Below are 16188 nucleotides of genomic sequence, written 5' to 3'. Positions count from 1 at the left end.
CGAGGTCGGCAACCGATTTCTCGAATTTTCCGACTCGCGTGAAACGCGTCACGCATTGCCTCCGATTAGCTGAGTATCCGCATCCGCGGTATCTCCACGAAAGGAAAGAACAATGCTGACTGCATTCGTCAACGGTATGGTCGCCCTATTCGGTGTAGGCGCGAAGGCCTTCCTGGCAGCGATCGGGATCATTGTTTGAACAGCGGACGCGAGGCGTGGCGGCAATAGCGGCCATGCCTCGCACGCTGCTGTGCGTAATTCATCGCGCCGCAATGATTTCCGGGTAGTTCCGCAGATCGATGTCATTCTTGGCGTTATCGGTGTACTTCAGCATCAGATTCCACAGCCGCGACCCGAGGAACCAGTTCCGCGCCCGGATACCGAGTTTGGTCTTCGGCGCCAGGAACGGCCCGGCATTGGCGGCATCGGCCATCCGCAGATAGCGCTTCATGATCTCCTCGTAGCGAGCGAAGGCCGTCGCATGGTCACCATCGGCGATCGCCAGCTCTCCCGCCAGCACATACGCTCCCACGACCGCCAACCCGGTCCCGAATCCGGCCAGGGTGTTCCCGTACCCCGCATCGCCGAGCAGCGCGATCCGCCCCTTGACGAAGCTCTTCATGGTCACCTTGCTGATGGAATCCAGATAGAAACCGTCCAGCTCCGGCAACTCGGCCAGCATTTCCGGCACCCGCCACCCCATTCCGGCGTAGTTCTCGGCCACGATGCGCTGCTGCTCGGCCACATCGTCACGCGAGAATTCGAGCTCGGGCGAGGCGAACAGATACATCTGCCCCGCCTTCGATCCGCCCGAAACCACCAGCCGCCCCGGCTCGTTGTAACCATAGGAATGCGCCCGCTCGCGCGGCCCGTCCTGCGCCTCCCAATGCGATGCCCCGGCAATGCAGTAGTAGTAACCGCGGTGCTGCACGAAATCCCGTTCGGGCCCGAAAGCCAGTTTCCGCACCCGGGAGTGGATTCCATCGCACCCGAAGACGAGGTCGAATGTACGGCCCGGCATGTTCTCGAATTCGACGTGCACGCCGTCCGCCGTTTCGGTGAGCGCGGAAATGCTGTCCCCGAAAACATATTCACAGGCGTGCACGGTGTGCTTGTACATCACCTCGGCCAGATCCCCGCGCAGGATCTCGATATCCCCGCCCGTGAAATCCCCTGAGATGAGCGCCAGTTCACGCTCGTTCGCATCGATGAGGCTCATATCCGTCTTACCGGTCTGCCGCGCCTCGATGTCCTCGCGCATGCCCATGCGCTCGAGCACCGTCATATGCGTCGCCCCCGTGAAGTCGACGACCTGCCCGCCGGGCCGCAGCGACGCCGCCTTCTCCACCACGGTCACCGCGAACCCGTACCGCTGCAGCCAGTAGGCCAACGCCGGTCCGGCGACGCTGGCGCCGGAGATGAGAACGGTCGTGTTGCGCATAGCTGAGACTCCTCCATTAACTGCGTCCACCGGACGCTTATCAATAACGTATGTTGGACGCAGTTCCACCGCAAGTCTTTTTCCGGAAGGATGACGCCCATGCCGGCACCGACCACGCTCGAACTGCTGTGGGGCGCCCCGTCGCGCCCCAAGCGCGGCCCCAAACCCTCCCTCACCCTGGACCGCATAGTCACCGAAGCCGTCGCCCTGGCCGACGCCGAAGGCCTGGCCAACCTGTCCATGCAGCGCCTGGCCGAACGCCTCGGCTGCGCGAAGATGGCCCTCTACCGCTACGTGCCCGGCAAATCCGAACTCAATGCCCTCATGCTCGAGTCCGCCCTCGGCGCCGCCCCCGAACCCGCTGCCGACCAACCCGATTCCCCGGAACTCCCGTGGCGCGCCTACCTGCGCAGCTGGGCCCAGACCTTCTTCGACCGCGCCTGGGCCCACCCCTGGACCCTGGAACTATCGACCGGCGCCCGCCCCATGGGCCCCAATGAGATGAGCTGGCTGGAATCGGCTCTGGCCGCCCTGGCCGACAGCGGCCTCACCGCCGCCGAACGCCTCGACACCGTCGTCCTCCTCATCGGCCACGCCCGCGGCCTGGTCCAACAGGCGGGCGCCACCCCCGACGGCGACGCCGAGGGCCGCCTGGTCAAGGAGATCGGCGCCATCCTGTCCGCCCACCGCGACCGCTACCCCCATGTCGTCTCCGCCTTCACCGACCAGGCCACCGTCCGCGGCGAAGGCCGCAACAACGCCCTCCACTACGGCATAGACCGCATCCTCGACGGCGTAGGCGCCCTCATCAACAACCGAAAACAGCCGTAGGCAGCCCGTTTCCGGCTTAAAGTCGGAGCATGTCCGACTTACCGGAGCTGCAGCAGGACGCGATCACCACGGTGCGGGAATTCTTCGCCGCCCTGGAAATGAAGATCATCGACGAAGCCCTCGAACTCGCCGACCCCAGCATCATCTGGAAGAACACCTCACTCCCCGACGTCCGCGGCCTGGACCGCGTCCGCTGGGTCCTCAAACAGTTCAACAACCCCCGCTTCGGCTTCCGCGCCGACATGCACCACATCGCCGCCACCAGCGACAACATCGTCCTCACCGAACGCACCGACTACCTCCGCGTCGGCCCGATAGAAATCGCCTTCTGGGTCTGCGGCACCTTCGAACTACGCGGCGGCCGAATCGTCCTCTGGCACGACCACTTCTCCTGGGAGAACTTCCTGCGAGGCAGCGTCGTCGGGGTAGCGCGAGCACTCCTCCCACGCTGAACCGTAATCGCCACCGGGACACAAGATGTCTTTGAACGTAACCAGGGCCAGGCCCCACGTACGGAGGGTGAAGGCCGACCGCGGACGGACAAGGACCGGGGCACCGACCGTCCGCGGATAGAACACAGGGCAGTAATCCGAGCGAAGCGAGGGTCAGGAACGCAGGTGCGCGAGCTCGGCCCGAGCCTTCTCGCCTTCCTCGCCGAAGTCCGTGCGGGTGAAGACTTCCCACTGCTCGAGGAGAGGCTTGAAGACGAGCTCGGGCTCCCGAGCCGGGTCGTAGATTCCCGCGGCGGCGAGAACTTCATCGCTGGTGCGACCATCGGCCAGCTGGACCACCGGAACATGAAAGTCGGCGATGCGGTCGGCGATCGCGCGGATGGTCTGATCGGGCGCCAGGTCGAGCGCGGCGGAGATCAGGTTGGCGAAGAAGACCGCCTGCAGTTCGTCGTCGGCGGCGATGCGGGACGCGATGAGGGCCACGATCGGGTCATCGGACTTGGATTCGGTGTTGCGGTGTCGGACCGCGGCGGCGGCCTCTTCGAAGGCGCAAGTGGCCAGCACGTCGAGCAGGTGCATGGCCGGGCGGCGGAAGCCCGCGGTCATGTGGGCCATGCGCATGCGCTCGAGTTCGATGGGGTCGACGGCGCGGGTGACCATGAGGTAGTTGCGGATGAGGATTTCGTGGCGGTTCTCTTCGGCGGTCCAGCGGCCGACCCAGCGCCACCAGGGTCCGATGCGCAGGTACTTGCCGACCTCACGGTGGTAGGACGGCAGATTGTCGGCAATCAGGACGCTCACGGTGAGGGCGGTCTTGGAGACCTCGCTCAGCGCGGATTGCCCCGGCTCCCAATCGGTTCCGCCGAGGAAGGCGAAGTTGCGCCCGTCGTCCCACGGCACGTGGTCGTGCGGCTGCCACTCCGCCGCGGCGGCGGTGTGACGTACCAGGTTCGATTCCACCTCCGCCGCCAGCGACTCCAGAAGTTCGCGGTCGGCCATCACATTCTGCACCTGCACAAGGTAGAGGCTCCGGAACAAACCCGGGCACTTCGCTCCCACATTCACAGCGGCTATGGGGCTCATGCGGGGCATTCACACAGTCACGGTGGTTTCCGGGACGCGATCACCGCGTCCCGGACCGCCGCTACTTCTCGGTGACGGTGATCTGCTGGTCCACCCAGGTGATGGTGCCGCCGGTGAAATCGCTCTGCTTGCCGCCCGGGATATCCGTCTCGTCGGTGGTCGGGTAGCCGAGCTTGCCGCCCGGACCGCCGTTCTCGTTCCAGGCCTTGCGGATCTCGCCCCAGACCACGTGGGTGCCGGTGGCCGAGGTGGCGTAGACCGCGCCGCCGGTGAACTCCTGCACCTTGCCGCCGCCCGGCGCGTCCTGCTCCGGTCCGGTGGGCGCGCCCAGCGGACCGGATTCGCCGCCGAGTTCGTTGTACTTGGCGAGAAAGTCTCCGGTGACGGCGATTTCGCTGCCGTCCCGGGTGGCGATCTTGGTTTCGCTCGCGCCGCCGGTCTCGCCCATCGGCTCGGAGGCCGGGGCCATTTCGGTGGTGGTCATGCTCGCGTCGGACTTGGAGTCCTTGTCACTGTCCTTGTCGCAACCCGCGGCGAACGTGGTCGCGACCGCGACCGCCGCGATGATGCCAGCCGTGCGTCGAGCGAAGTGGTGCATTTCCATCCTCTCGGATATTCAGGCCGACACTCGGCAACAATTCGGCGAAATACACAGAGATCACCGAATTGTCAGCCGAGCAGGAATTTACCTGGAATATACCCTGAGCAATGTGAAGTAAAATACACGCCAGGGATTTGCCCGATCGGACCGCGTGGATAGATCCAACTCTCGGGGCTCCCAGGGGCTTCGCCCCCGGACCCCGCACGGAACGGGCCGGGGATATCCCGGCCCGTCCCTATTCCCCATCCCGCCTTACGCGTTCGGCCCGTACTCCTCGAGCATCTCCGTGACCAGGGCCGCGATCGGCGAGCGCTCGCTGCGGGTCAGCGTGACGTGCGCGAACAGCGGGTGACCCTTGAGTTTTTCGATCACCGCGGCCACACCGTCGTGCCTGCCCACTCGGAGGTTGTCGCGCTGGGCGACATCGTGGGTGAGCACGACCCGCGATCCGCTGCCCAATCGGCTGAGGACCGTGAGCAGCACATTGCGTTCGAGGGACTGCGCCTCGTCCACGATCACGAAGGAATCGTGGAGCGAGCGGCCGCGAATGTGGGTGAGCGGCAGGACTTCCAGCATGCCGCGCGCCTGCACCTCCTCCATCACCTCCGGGCTGGCCAGCCCTTCGAGGGTGTCGAAGACGGCCTGCGCCCACGGCCCCATTTTCTCGCTCTCGCTGCCCGGCAGATAGCCGAGTTCCTGTCCGCCGACCGCGTACAGCGGGCGGAAGACCACCACCTTGCGATGGCTGCGCCGTTCCAGCACGGCTTCGAGGCCCGCGGTCAGCGCGAGCACCGATTTGCCGGTACCCGCCCGGCCGCCCAGCGAGACGATGCCCACGCTCTCGTCCAGCAGCAGATCCAGGGCGATGCGCTGCTCGGCGGAGCGCCCGTGCAGCCCGAAGGCTTCGCGATCCCCGCGCACCAGCTGCACCCGCTTGTCCGGAGTGACCCGGCCGAGTGCGCTGCTGCGCCCGCTGAGGATGCGAATTCCGGTGTGGCAGGGCAGATCCCGGGCTTCGTCGAGATCGATCACGCTTTCCGCGTAGAGCTTGTCCACGGTTTCGGCGCTCACATCGAGCTCCACCATGCCCGTCCACCCGGAGGTGACGACATCCTGCGCGTGATACTCGTCGGCCTGGAGTCCGACCGCGCTCGCCTTGACGCGCAGCGGGATGTCCTTGGACACCAGCACCACGGTCCGGCCCTCGGCCGCCATGTTCAGCGCACAGGCGAGAATCCTGGAATCGTTGCTGTCCGTACGGAATCCGACGGGCAGGACGTTCGGATCGGTGTGGTTGAGCTCCACCTGGAGCGTGCCACCCTGGGCGCCGACCGGCACCTCCTGATCGAGCCGACCGTGCGCCAGACGCAGATCGTCCAGCATGCGCAGGGCCTCGCGGGCGAACCAGCCCAGTTCGTGATGGTGGCGTTTGGCCTCTAGTTCACTGATCACCACCAGCGGCAGCACCACGTGGTGCTCGCCGAAGCGGGTCAATGCCCAAGGATCCGAAAGCAGCACCGACGTATCCACCACGAAGGTCTTCAGTCCGGAATCGATGTCGTTCGGGCGAAGAGTCGCCGACGACTGCGAGGCGCGAACTCCCTTGGCCGTGGTCCGCGGGCTCCGGGTGGAGCTGGCGTCCCCGCTAGGAGCGGTAACGGAGCGTGCATCAGTCACGGTGGGCTCCTTTGCCACTCGCGCGACACCGCGCGAGCGTTCTCGCTGGGCCGGTCGGCCGTAGGGTCAAACGACCCGAGGGCCAGGTGCCGACCCCCTCGCACTGAGTTGCTCAGTCACGATCAGGACCTCCCGTACGGACCACACCTACGCGGCCCGCACCCCCGACGCTACCGCCGAATTCGATTTCCGGCTCCCCGACTGACAGGCGTGTTGGTGAAGATCCCGTTAACGCCTGTCCGCTCTGGGTGTTTCGCCCAATTCACCCACCAGTACCGGGACATGGCTGTGCGCGGGTTCCTTCACCGCTGTCACCAGCGTCAACGGCCCCGCGGCGGCCTCCCGGCGCAACTGTGCCAGCCCCTGCCGCGCGGCGTCGGATTCGAGCTCTGCGCGGTACCGCCGCTCGAACTCGGCCCGCCGGGTGTCCGGGTCGGCGTGATACCACTTGCGCAGCTCTGTGGAAGGGGTCACATCCTTGGCCCACTCGTCAATGGCTGCTTGCTGTTTGCTGATGCCGCGCGGCCAGAGCCGGTCCACCAGTACGCGGCGGCCGTCGGCGGCCTCCGGCTCGTCGTAGACCCGCTTCACCCGGTACGTCGGTTGCTGCGCCATCGGTCCATTACAGTCGATGCCATGGCCGAAATTCAGGATCTCGAGACGCTGTCCACCAAGGAGTTGCACGACCGGGCCGTGAAGCTGGCCGTTCGCCGGGGCGACGTGAAATTTCTGTGGGAGCTGCTGAAGTCCATCCCGGCCGCCGAGGCAGCCGCCGGTGATCTGGGCGAAAGCGAGGTCGACATCAAGTACGTGCTGCCCATGATCGACGACTACTTCCACGCCGGTGAGGGCGAGATCGGCGAGGTGCTGCGGCCGATGTACGTGGCGTACCTCGGCAAGCACTCCTGAGCCGCGCGCCGGGCGGCGACGTTCAGGCGGGATGCAGCCCGCTGAGCACCGCCCGGGCGAACGGCAGGAAACCCTCCGGTCCGGATGCCCAATCCTTGAGATGCACGGTGGTGCTGTCACTGGATTCGAAGATCTCGCGCACGATGCCGAGACGTTGCTCCAGCTCCAGCCCGGCGCCCATGACGACGTGATCGAGACTCGTCCCGGCGAGCACCGCCCGCAGCTCCTCGACGCTGGATCCGGTGAACAGCTCGACATCCGGTACCGCCAGCTGATCGCGGACCTCGTCGACGACGGCCATCTTCAAGCCGAGCAGCATTACCTTGATCGCCATGATGCCTCCGATCTGGTTGCAGCATAGGCGAACAGACCTACCGCGGTCGCATATCGGAATCCTCCCGAACGACGATGTGCGCCGCGCCCGCTGCGCGACAGTCGCCGTCGTCCGGGGCGATCGAGATATCCCGTGCCCCTACACCATTGCCGAAGACCCGGCGGACGGCCCGTCCGACGCCCTGCTCGACTGGCTGGGCCGGACGTAGATTGGGGACTATGACCGCCGACGCCACTCCGGAGCTCATCGCTACCGCCGCCCGGGCTGCCCGTACTGCTCCCGCATGCGGCGGGTGCTCAACCGCCACGGGATCGTGCACACCGAAGTCGACATCTGGGAGAACCCGGATGCCGCGACCATTGTGCGCTCGATCGCGAACGGCAACGAGACCGTGCCGACGGTGGTGCTGCGCGACGGCTCGTCCGAGCGCAGCTGGGTGAACCCGCATCCCAGGAAGCTGATCGCGACCGTGGCGGCCGACGCACCGGAGCTCACCGGCGGACCGCGCCGCTTCTTCGCCTTCTGACCCGGCGTAGTGAGCACCCGCGCCGAGAGCGAGCAGGCGTACGCCGACTCCGAAAATGGCTGAGCCCGCCGCGATCTCGTGATCGCGGCGGGCTCGTCGCCATGGGCGGGCGGTCAGCCCAGCAGGCGCCAGTCCTCCAGGCCCTCGTAGAGCGGGAAGTCCTGGGCCAGCTTGGAAACCCGCTGACGCAGCGAATCCAGATCGGCGGATCCGGTCAGCGCGGCGGCGATGATCTCGGCGACCTCGGTCCACTCGGCATCGCCGAAGCCACGGGTGGCCAGGGCGGCGGTGCCGATGCGCAGGCCGGAGGTGACCATCGGCGGGCGCGGATCGAACGGAACGACATTGCGGTTCACGGTGATTCCGACCTCGTGCAGCAGATCCTCGCCCTGCTGGCCGTCCAGTGCGGAGTTGCGCAGATCGACCAGGACCAGGTGCACATCGGTGCCGCCGGTGAGCACCGAGATGCCCTTGCTCTGCACATCGGCGCCCATGAGGCGGTCGGCCAGAATCTTGGCGCCCGCGATGGTGCGCTCCTGGCGCTCCTTGAACTCGGCGCCCGCGGCGATCTTGAACGCCACGGCCTTGGCGGCGATGGCGTGCATGAGCGGACCGCCCTGCTGGCCCGGGAACACCGCGCTGTTGAGCTTCTTGGCGAAGTCCTGCTTGGCCAGGATCAGACCGGAGCGCGGACCGCCGAGGGTCTTGTGCACGGTGGAGGACACGACATCGGCGTGCGGCACCGGGGACGGGTGCAGTCCGGCCGCGACCAGACCGGCGAAGTGCGCCATATCGACCCAGAGGTAGGTGCCCACCTCGTCGGCGATCTCACGGAAGGCCGCGAAGTCGAGGTGGCGCGGGTAGGCGGACCAACCGGCCACGATCACCTTCGGACGGGTCTCGCGGGCGATCTTGCGCACCTCGTCCATATCGACGCGGTGGTCCTCCTTGGACACGCCGTAGGCGTGCACCTCGTACAGCTTGCCCGAGAAGTTCAGGCGCATGCCGTGGGTGAGGTGGCCGCCGTGCGCGAGATCCAGGCCGAGCAGCTTGTCGCCCGGGTTCATGAGCGCCATCAGGACGGCGGCATTGGCCTGCGCACCCGAATGCGGCTGCACATTGGCGAAATCCGCGCCGAAGAGTTCCTTGACGCGAGCGCGGGCGAGATCCTCGACGATATCGACGTTCTCGCAGCCGCCGTAGTAGCGGCGGCCCGGGTAGCCCTCGGCGTACTTGTTAGTGAGCACGCTGCCCTGCGCCTGGAGGACCGCGCGGGGAACGAAGTTCTCCGAGGCGATCATCTCGAGGGTGTCACGCTGGCGGGCGAGCTCTCCGCCCATCGCGGCGGCGACCTCCGGATCGAGTTCGGCGAGGGACTGGCTGTTGACAGAAGTGCTCGTCTGGGTCACGCCGCCGAATGTATTGGCCGTGGCGACAGTGCCGATCAGAGGGCCGTGTGTGTCGTGCTGATCCATCGCAGCTTCCAACTGGGTCATCGCAACCTCCGTGCTCCGGTGCTGCCCCCGGGTACCGAAGTACTCCAAGGGCTCACCCTGCACCCAGGCGCGCGGTGCAGGACGTCGGTGCTTCCCGGTGGTTGCTTCCACCTCGAGTGCGCCAGTCGCGGTTCCGCCATCCTATCGGCGTGAATCACGCCACGCTCGCGTGCCCCGAAAAGTAGGGGCACCACGCACGTCGGCGGTGCACTGACCGACCGCCTCGGCACCTCCGGTGGACAGTGGCCCGGATACTGACTATGAGAGGGCAACAATTCTCGGTATAGTGGCGGCGCACTGGCATTATGACCCGCCAGTGGCATTGGCCCACCATAACTTTCGAGGTTGAGAATGCATTTCATCGCCGGCGGCATCGAGGACCTGATCAAGACGCTGCTCAAGACCATGTGCACCATGTCCAGCGGCGGCGCGGGCTGCAGTAACTGGTAGCCCTCCGCGCCAACCGCTGAACGCGGCTCCCTCACATCCGGCGAATGGCTCCGGGAGTGAGGGGTTCGTCCAGCAGTCGACGGAATCGATCGGACCGCTGCTCGGCGTCGGGGGATGCATTCAACCATCCGCCGAGCAGCCGGTACCCCTCCACATAAGTACTGATATAGGCCCGCCACAGCGGAGAGGACAGAAAGCGCAGCTGCTGCCGCGCCCGCTCCGGTGTGATCAGGCTCCAGCGCTGCAGGAAGGCCGCCACCTCGTCGGCATCGCGCCGCCGGTCGTGCAAGAGCAGGGCCGCGTCCTGGCGCACATTCAGCAGGTTCGCCGAGGCGGCCGAAATGCTTTCGGCGCGTTCACCGTCGAAACGCAATCCGAGATCGGCGTAGATTTCCTGCGCCCATTTTCCCCAGTCCGGCCCCACGATGGATTTCAGGGCCAGATCCGCGAGACCCTCCGCCATCAGGCATTGCGGTGTGTTCACCACGAACAGCGTCTGCTCGTCCTGACCGGCCGCGACCAATCCGGCTTCCTTGCGGCAATGCTCGGTGTGATGCCCGGGGTATGACTCGTGCGCAATGAGCGCGGGCAGATGCGCCATGTGCTGCTTCAGATCCGAATTGATGGCCACCCGCGACTGAAAATTGCCCAGGTAGTAGTTGAAGCCCGACCACGGCTTGTCGCCCACCACTTCGTATTCCACGCGTTCGTGATCGGGCAGCGGATAGCGCTGCCGCACCAGTTCCCGCAGCGCCCCGGAGAACGCGTCCACGCATTCGCGCAGCCGTTCCGGCGGAATCTCGTCGGCCCGCCGGTGCGCGGCGATGCGATCGGGCAGCGCGCCCTCGCCGGGCAGCACCTCGCCGAGTTGCCGGTGCGCCTCGTGATAGTCCGCCTCGTCGCCGGGTGCGATATCGACGTCGAAGTAGGCGCGCACCTCGTCCACGAAGCCGATATCGTCGCCCTCGAATTTCCGGCCGGAGCATTCCAGCGCGCGCAGGTGCACATCCAGGAATTCGGTGCGCTCGGCCGACAGCCCCGCCTCGGGGAGTTCCTTGCGCAGTGCGGCAGCCTTGTTCGCGAGATCGCGGGGTTCGGGCGCGGGGGCGTTCTCGATCTCGCGCCGCAGGGCGGGATCACCGGTGAAGGCGTCGACGAAACCTTCTTCCAGCCGGTCGAAGGACAGGCCCAGCCGCAGGTATTCGGTCACGAGAGGATGCGCTGACATGCAGCCGACTGTAGGTGATCGGACCGGCGGACGTGCCGCCGTTCCCGTCTCCGGGCGCCCGCAAACCTGGGCCCGGTGTCGCACATATCACTCGGGTTACCGGCGAGTAGCAATACCTGGTGTTCACCGACATGTTGGACCCGAGCACAATTCGGCTATGCCAATACGGGTGGAGGTCGAGCCGCGTGGCACGAATGAGTGAGCCGAGTCCCTATGTGGAGTTCGACCGGAAGCAGTGGCGCACGCTGCGCAAGTCGACTCCCCTGGTGCTCACCGAGGAAGAACTGATCGGCCTGCGCGGTCTGGGTGAACAGATCGACCTCGAGGAAGTGGCCGAGGTCTATCTGCCGCTCGCCCGCCTGATCCATCTGCAGGTGGCCGCCAAGCAGCGCCTGTTCGCCGCCACCGCGACCTTCCTCGGCGAGACCCATCCCGACCGTCAGGTGCCGTATGTGATCGGCGTGGCGGGTTCGGTGGCGGTCGGCAAGTCCACCACCGCGCGCGTGCTGCAGGCGCTGCTGGCGCGCTGGGACCACCATCCGCGGGTGGATCTGGTGACCACCGACGGATTCCTCTACCCCACAGCCGAACTCACCCGGCGCGGCATCATGCACCGCAAGGGCTTCCCGGAGTCCTACGACCGGCGCAAACTGCTGCGCTTCGTCACCGAGGTGAAATCCGGTGCGCCGGAGGTCTGCGCGCCCGTGTACTCGCATATCGCGTACGACATCGTGCCGGGGCAGTTCCACTGCGTGCGCCAGCCCGACATTCTCATTGTCGAGGGTTTGAACGTGCTGCAGACCGGGCCGCGGCTCATGGTCTCGGACCTGTTCGACTTCTCCATCTATGTCGACGCCCGGATCGAGGATATCGAGAACTGGTACGTGCAGCGCTTCCTGGCATTGCGCAAGACGGCGTTCGCGGATCCCAATTCGCACTTCCACCACTACGCCAAGTTCAACGATCAAGAGGCCACCAGCGCGGCCAAGGAGATCTGGCACAACACCAACCGGCCGAATCTGGTGGACAACATCCTGCCCGCCCGCCCCCGCGCCACGCTGGTGCTGCGCAAGGACGCCGATCACGCCATCAACCGGCTGCGGCTGCGCAAACTCTAGTTTTCCGGCGGCGCTACAGCTTCCACGCAGCGTCGAGGCGTGCGGCCACATCGATATCGGTCGCGGCTTTGATATGCGGTTTGCGTATCTCCTCCGCGATGTAGCGTGCGACGAAACGGCGGATCTCGTGATCCACGCTGGCCAGAATGCGCAATAGTTCACCGCGCCGCGATGCGCTCGCGACATTGATACGCACATTGCTCGGCTGCGGTTCGGCGATATCGATGAGCACGCGCAGCGGTTCGGCGGTGCGCACGGTCAGGCGCAGATGGATGGTGCCGTCGACGTGGAACGGATAGCGGTCCACCGAGAGGTCGATGAGCAGGTCCACATCCAGCGGGATCACCAGGTCGAAGGAAATGATCTCCTCGACTTCCCGGTTCACCCGGGGCTGCCCCAACCGCACCCCGGCGGAGAGTTTCGCGATACGTCCCGGGCCGAGTCCGATGGGCCCGAATTGGAATGCCTCCCCGGTGAGTTTCTCGAAGGCCCCCGCTATCCGCTCCGGTGAGGCCGCGTATCGCAGAAATCGGCGGCCGAACTCCGCATAGCTGATGTACGGCACGGCGACAGCGGAATCCACGGGGCTGCCCAGCCCTTCGCGCAGCTCACTCATGCATTCCGACGGTACGGCAGCGAAGGCCCCGCGAACTACGGAAGCCATTGCACTGCAATACGATCGTGCACACCCCGTATTCGAACGTTACGTCCCGAAACGACGGTGCCGGGCGGCATAATCACGCAGCGCCCGCAGGAAATCTACGCGCCGGAACTCCGGCCAATAGGCCTCGGTGAACCAGATCTCCGAATAGGCGCTCTGCCACAACAGGAATCCCGAGAGCCGCTGTTCGCCGGAGGTGCGGATGACCAGGTCCGGATCGGGCTGGCCGGAGGTGTAGAGATGCTGGCCGATGGCGTCGACGGTAATGGACTGCACCAGATCCTCGCCGGTCTCCCCGGCGTCGATCTCCTGGCGAACGAGCGAGCGCACCGCATCGGTGATCTCCTGGCGGCCGCCGTAGCCGATGGCCACGTTCACGTGTACGCCGTCGCGACCCTCGGTGCTCTTGGCGGCTTCGCTCAGGCGGCGCGCCATATCCTCGGGCAGCTGATCGAGTGCGCCGACAATGCGGACGCTCCAATTCTGTTCCGGCGCGGAGAGTTCCTCGACGACGTCGGTGATGACGTCGAACAGCGTGTCGAGTTCCTCGCGATCGCGGCGCAGGTTCTCGGTCGAGAGCAGGTACACGGTGACCATCTCGATGCCCGCTTCACCGCACCAGCCAACCAGTTCGGCGATCTTCAGCGCGCCCACCCGATGCCCATGGCTGACATCGGTGAACCCGTTCTCCCGCGCCCATCGGCGATTGCCGTCACACATGACGGCCACATGCCGCGGATGCTGCTTCCCGGCCAGCTGCTTCGACAGCCGGGCTTCGTAGATGCGATACGGGGATCCACGCACCTGCTTCGCAAGCTCAACGACCACGACGCCCAACCCTACGCCCCCGCAAGGAATGCGGGAGCTACCGGGACAGTCGAGTGAAACAGCGCCGGTATGAATTTCCGACAGCACACCTGAGAGGCGTGACCGCAACAACCTACGGTACCGTAGGTTACTCAGGAGGTAACCCGTGTCCGACACTGTGCAGCCCCCCGCCCCGGTGGCGGACGTCCTCGAATCGGCTCGCCGAGAATTCACCATCATCCGCCCGCGCCTGCGCGGCTGGATCCACACCTGGGCCGTCGGCATCGCGGCCATCGCCGTCATCGCCTTGGTGAGCACCGCCGCAACGGTCTCGGCGACCGCCGCCTGGTCCACTCTCGTCTACGGCCTGACGGTCTGCGGCGTCTTCGGCGTCAGCGCCACCTACCACCGGGTGAACTGGCGCACCGAACGCGCCTACACCTGGATGAAGCGCGCCGACCACAGCATGATCTTCCTGTTCATCGCGGGCAGCTACACCCCGTTCGCCCTGCTCGGCGTGCGCGGTCGGTCCGGAACCATCCTGCTCGCCGTGGTCTGGGCGGGCGCACTGGCCGGAGTCGCCCTGAAGATGCTGTGGCCCACCGCCCCTCGCTGGGTCGGCACACCCCTGTACCTGCTCCTGGGCTGGGCCATCGTCCCCGTCGCGGGCACCCTCATCCACAATGTCGGCTGGACCCCGGTCCTCCTACTGCTCGCGGGCGGCATCGCCTACAGCGTCGGCGGCATCCTCTACGCCTCCCGCTGGCCCGACCCTTGGCCGGACGTCTTCGGCCACCACGAGTTCTTCCACGCCGCAACCGTGCTGGCCGCCCTCTGCCACTACGTGGCGGTCTGGCTGGTCGTCCTCAACTGAAGCGGAATTACTCACAATCGCGCACCGGCGGGCCAAAGGTCTCTAAAGTCCAAACGTGATTACCGGGCTGATCCTCTGGGCGCTGCGCGCCAAGTGGGGGCTGTCGGCCGTCGTCCTGGCGTGCAATCTGGGCGGGCTCGCGGTGATCACGACCGAGTTGTGGCTGAGCGGGTTCTTTGCCCGGCTGGGGCCGGACTGGCTGATGACCTTCGCATGGGTGTCGATTTATCCGACCATCGGCGCATTGCTCGGCATCGTGCTGGCCGTGCGTGATCGCGGGCGATACTTCGGCTGGCTCGACGAGCGGCGGGCTCCCGCGGAGGCCGAGGCGCGGCGACTATTGCATCTGCCCATCGGGATCGCGATACGGGCGGTGGCCATCTGGCTCCCCGGCGTGATCATCGCGGCGGCGATCTTCGCCCATTCCACACCGCACAATGATTTCGCGGTCGTCATGGCCATGTTCACCCTCGGTGGGCTGGAGTCGGCGGCGCTCACCTATTTGATCGTGGATCGGCTGATCCGGCCGACCATTCCGGTGGTGGCGGAGGTGCTCGACGGGACGGGGCACTGGAGTTCCACGGTGCTGGTGCGGGTGCTGGTCACCTTCGCGGTCACCGGCGCGGTGCCGTTCTTCATGGTCATCACGGTGCTGGCCGATCCGTCCTCCGACTACGACGACCGGATCCGGACCGGGGTGTATCTGGCGATCGTCGGGTTGTCGGCGGGGGCGGTCGCGACGGCCACGCTGGCGCGCGCCATTGCGACGCCCATGCATTCGCTGCGGGATGCGCTGGACCGCATTGCCGACGGCGAACTGGATGTGAGCGTGCCGATCGGCAGCACCAGCGAGATCGGGCGGCTGGAGCATTCGGTCAACGAGCTGGCCACGAATCTGCGTGAGCGCGAACGCATGCGGACCGTCTTCGGCCGCCATGTGGGTGCGGAGGTGGCCGAGCGGGCGCTGTCGGGCAGTGCGCAGCTGACCGGCGATATGCGGGTGGTGACAGCGCTTTTCGTGGATGTCACCGGGTCGGTCGCCATGGCCACCGAACTCGCGCCGCGCGATTTCGTGGTCAAGCTCAATCGGCTGCTGTCCACGGTGGTCGCGGCCACCGAGGACAATCACGGGCTGGTCAACAAGTTCGAGGGCGATGCGGCGCTGTGCATCTTCGGTGCGCCGATCGCCTTGGACGACAACGCCACTCCCGCACTGCGCGCCGCGCGCCGCATTCGCGACGAGGTCAAGGCGGCCGGAGAACTCGATATCGGCATCGGGCTGGCGCGCGGGCTGGTCTTCGCCGGTGACGTCGGTTCGGGCACCCGCCTGGAATTCACGGTCATCGGCGATGCCGTCAACGAGGCCGCCCGCCTCACCACCGAGGCCAAACAGGCGCCGCGGCGCATTCTGGCGAGTCAGGCCGTCATCGACGCGGCCTGCGATTCCGAACGCAGCAAGTGGATGCTGCACGACACCATCCATCTGCGGGGACGGAAGGAACCCACGCCAGGCTGGACCGACATTCCCGCTCCCGAGCGAGCCCACCGCAACGGCAGCGACCGGCCGGTCGCGACCCCCCGGGCCGCAGTCCCGGACCCCGGCCCCGCCGCGGACCGCTAGGACGCTTATCGCTGGTCATGCACCGACACGGCTTCCACCGCCCGCAGAAGTGGCGAGCACTCGGAAAGACACGGCAACA

At 66.3% G+C, this 16188-nt stretch carries 18 protein-coding genes and 1 riboswitch; of the genes, 8 read left to right on the top strand and 10 right to left on the bottom strand.

Annotated features, from left to right (window positions below; all coding sequences use genetic code 11):
- Positions 1-259: 259 nt before the first annotated feature.
- On the bottom strand, positions 260-1441 hold the full coding sequence (locus NC4_RS07665) for an FAD-dependent monooxygenase (RefSeq protein WP_067534336.1): 1182 nt from the start codon (positions 1439-1441) through the stop codon (positions 260-262).
- Between the two features lie 99 nt (positions 1442-1540).
- Here NC4_RS07665 and NC4_RS07660 point away from each other — a divergent pair, with 99 nt between their 5' ends.
- Both NC4_RS07660 and NC4_RS07655 read left to right on the top strand, forming a co-directional pair.
- On the top strand, positions 1541-2272 hold the full coding sequence (locus NC4_RS07660; protein WP_067534333.1) for a TetR/AcrR family transcriptional regulator: 732 nt from the start codon (positions 1541-1543) through the stop codon (positions 2270-2272).
- A 29-nt stretch (positions 2273-2301) separates the two neighbouring features.
- Positions 2302-2724: a limonene-1,2-epoxide hydrolase family protein gene (locus NC4_RS07655; protein WP_067534330.1), complete on the top strand. Its 423-nt coding sequence runs from the start codon at positions 2302-2304 to the stop codon at positions 2722-2724.
- 153 nt (positions 2725-2877) lie between these two features.
- Here NC4_RS07655 and NC4_RS07650 read toward each other — a convergent pair whose 3' ends face one another.
- The 4 genes from NC4_RS07650 to NC4_RS07635 all read right to left on the bottom strand — a co-directional run bounded on the left by NC4_RS07650 (position 2878) and on the right by NC4_RS07635 (position 6700).
- Positions 2878-3723 carry an acyl-ACP desaturase gene (locus NC4_RS07650; protein WP_067535918.1) on the bottom strand — a complete coding sequence of 282 codons (846 nt, stop codon included), beginning with the start codon at positions 3721-3723 and terminating at the stop codon, positions 2878-2880.
- A 145-nt stretch (positions 3724-3868) separates the two neighbouring features.
- Complete coding sequence (locus NC4_RS07645) at positions 3869-4405, bottom strand: LGFP repeat-containing protein (protein ID WP_067535913.1); 537 nt, start codon at positions 4403-4405, stop codon at positions 3869-3871.
- A 255-nt stretch (positions 4406-4660) separates the two neighbouring features.
- Positions 4661-5965 (bottom strand): RNA 5'-3' helicase PhoH2, encoded by a 1305-nt coding sequence (gene phoH2 / locus NC4_RS07640; protein WP_439957494.1) that lies wholly within the window; start codon positions 5963-5965, stop codon positions 4661-4663.
- A 348-nt stretch (positions 5966-6313) separates the two neighbouring features.
- Positions 6314-6700: a DUF488 domain-containing protein gene (locus NC4_RS07635; RefSeq protein WP_067534323.1), complete on the bottom strand. Its 387-nt coding sequence runs from the start codon at positions 6698-6700 to the stop codon at positions 6314-6316.
- 21 nt (positions 6701-6721) lie between these two features.
- Here NC4_RS07635 and NC4_RS07630 point away from each other — a divergent pair, with 21 nt between their 5' ends.
- The gene (locus tag NC4_RS07630; protein WP_067534320.1) at positions 6722-6994 is read left to right on the top strand and encodes a hypothetical protein; all 273 of its coding nucleotides are present in this window, start codon (positions 6722-6724) and stop codon (positions 6992-6994) included.
- Between the two features lie 22 nt (positions 6995-7016).
- On the opposite strand, the gene NC4_RS07625 is transcribed toward NC4_RS07630, so the two are convergent.
- The gene (locus tag NC4_RS07625) at positions 7017-7328 is read right to left on the bottom strand and encodes a hypothetical protein (protein ID WP_067534317.1); all 312 of its coding nucleotides are present in this window, start codon (positions 7326-7328) and stop codon (positions 7017-7019) included.
- Here NC4_RS07625 and NC4_RS40005 point away from each other — a divergent pair.
- Both NC4_RS40005 and NC4_RS07620 read left to right on the top strand, forming a co-directional pair.
- Entirely contained in the window at positions 7327-7536 is a 210-nt protein-coding gene (locus NC4_RS40005) for a hypothetical protein (RefSeq protein WP_157554369.1), read from the top strand. The two genes, NC4_RS07625 and NC4_RS40005, sit on opposite strands and share 2 nt — an antisense overlap.
- A complete protein-coding gene (locus NC4_RS07620; protein WP_281186268.1) occupies positions 7537-7854 on the top strand; it encodes a glutaredoxin domain-containing protein in 318 nt (105 codons plus the stop codon). It abuts the gene before it with no gap.
- 113 nt (positions 7855-7967) lie between these two features.
- Here NC4_RS07620 and glyA read toward each other — a convergent pair whose 3' ends face one another.
- Both glyA and NC4_RS07610 read right to left on the bottom strand, forming a co-directional pair.
- The gene (glyA, locus tag NC4_RS07615; RefSeq protein WP_067535909.1) at positions 7968-9263 is read right to left on the bottom strand and encodes a serine hydroxymethyltransferase; all 1296 of its coding nucleotides are present in this window, start codon (positions 9261-9263) and stop codon (positions 7968-7970) included.
- A 141-nt stretch (positions 9264-9404) separates the two neighbouring features.
- Positions 9405-9489: riboswitch (ZMP/ZTP riboswitch) on the bottom strand.
- Between the two features lie 342 nt (positions 9490-9831).
- Positions 9832-11028, bottom strand: a complete 1197-nt coding sequence (locus tag NC4_RS07610; RefSeq protein WP_067534312.1) for a DUF885 domain-containing protein — start codon at positions 11026-11028, stop codon at positions 9832-9834.
- A 185-nt stretch (positions 11029-11213) separates the two neighbouring features.
- Here NC4_RS07610 and coaA point away from each other — a divergent pair, with 185 nt between their 5' ends.
- Complete coding sequence (gene coaA / locus NC4_RS07605; RefSeq protein ID WP_067534310.1) at positions 11214-12146, top strand: type I pantothenate kinase; 933 nt, start codon at positions 11214-11216, stop codon at positions 12144-12146.
- Between the two features lie 13 nt (positions 12147-12159).
- Here the strand turns inward: coaA and NC4_RS07600 are convergent, their stop codons facing one another.
- Positions 12160-12762, bottom strand: a complete 603-nt coding sequence (locus NC4_RS07600; protein ID WP_067534308.1) for a hypothetical protein — start codon at positions 12760-12762, stop codon at positions 12160-12162.
- A gap of 87 nt (positions 12763-12849) precedes the next feature.
- Positions 12850-13635 carry an isoprenyl transferase gene (locus NC4_RS07595; protein ID WP_067535907.1) on the bottom strand — a complete coding sequence of 262 codons (786 nt, stop codon included), beginning with the start codon at positions 13633-13635 and terminating at the stop codon, positions 12850-12852.
- 175 nt (positions 13636-13810) lie between these two features.
- Between NC4_RS07595 and trhA the strand changes: the two genes are divergently transcribed.
- On the top strand, positions 13811-14488 hold the full coding sequence (gene trhA / locus NC4_RS07590) for a PAQR family membrane homeostasis protein TrhA (RefSeq protein WP_305781634.1): 678 nt from the start codon (positions 13811-13813) through the stop codon (positions 14486-14488).
- A 55-nt stretch (positions 14489-14543) separates the two neighbouring features.
- The gene (locus NC4_RS07585) at positions 14544-16109 is read left to right on the top strand and encodes an adenylate/guanylate cyclase domain-containing protein (protein ID WP_067534306.1); all 1566 of its coding nucleotides are present in this window, start codon (positions 14544-14546) and stop codon (positions 16107-16109) included.
- The last annotated feature ends 79 nt before the right edge of the window (positions 16110-16188 follow it).

Source organism: Nocardia crassostreae (assembly GCF_001613405.1).
GTDB classification, from domain to species: domain Bacteria; phylum Actinomycetota; class Actinomycetes; order Mycobacteriales; family Mycobacteriaceae; genus Nocardia; species Nocardia crassostreae.
The sequence above is the reverse complement of the archived record's forward strand: the minus strand, read 5'-3'. Positions and strand labels throughout refer to the sequence as shown.

Coding starts and splice junctions, on each gene's coding strand:
- NC4_RS07610 (WP_067534312.1), bottom strand. CDS start 11,028: ATGTCAGCGCATCCTCTCGTGACCGAATACCTGCGGCTGGGCCTGTCC.
- NC4_RS40005 (WP_157554369.1), top strand. CDS start 7,327: ATGATGCCTCCGATCTGGTTGCAGCATAGGCGAACAGACCTACCGCGG.
- NC4_RS07660 (WP_067534333.1), top strand. CDS start 1,541: ATGCCGGCACCGACCACGCTCGAACTGCTGTGGGGCGCCCCGTCGCGC.
- NC4_RS07630 (WP_067534320.1), top strand. CDS start 6,722: ATGGCCGAAATTCAGGATCTCGAGACGCTGTCCACCAAGGAGTTGCAC.
- NC4_RS07650 (WP_067535918.1), bottom strand. CDS start 3,723: ATGGCCGACCGCGAACTTCTGGAGTCGCTGGCGGCGGAGGTGGAATCG.
- NC4_RS07625 (WP_067534317.1), bottom strand. CDS start 7,328: ATGGCGATCAAGGTAATGCTGCTCGGCTTGAAGATGGCCGTCGTCGAC.
- NC4_RS07600 (WP_067534308.1), bottom strand. CDS start 12,762: ATGAGTGAGCTGCGCGAAGGGCTGGGCAGCCCCGTGGATTCCGCTGTC.
- NC4_RS07635 (WP_067534323.1), bottom strand. CDS start 6,700: ATGGCGCAGCAACCGACGTACCGGGTGAAGCGGGTCTACGACGAGCCG.
- NC4_RS07655 (WP_067534330.1), top strand. CDS start 2,302: ATGTCCGACTTACCGGAGCTGCAGCAGGACGCGATCACCACGGTGCGG.
- NC4_RS07645 (WP_067535913.1), bottom strand. CDS start 4,405: ATGCACCACTTCGCTCGACGCACGGCTGGCATCATCGCGGCGGTCGCG.
- NC4_RS07665 (WP_067534336.1), bottom strand. CDS start 1,441: ATGCGCAACACGACCGTTCTCATCTCCGGCGCCAGCGTCGCCGGACCG.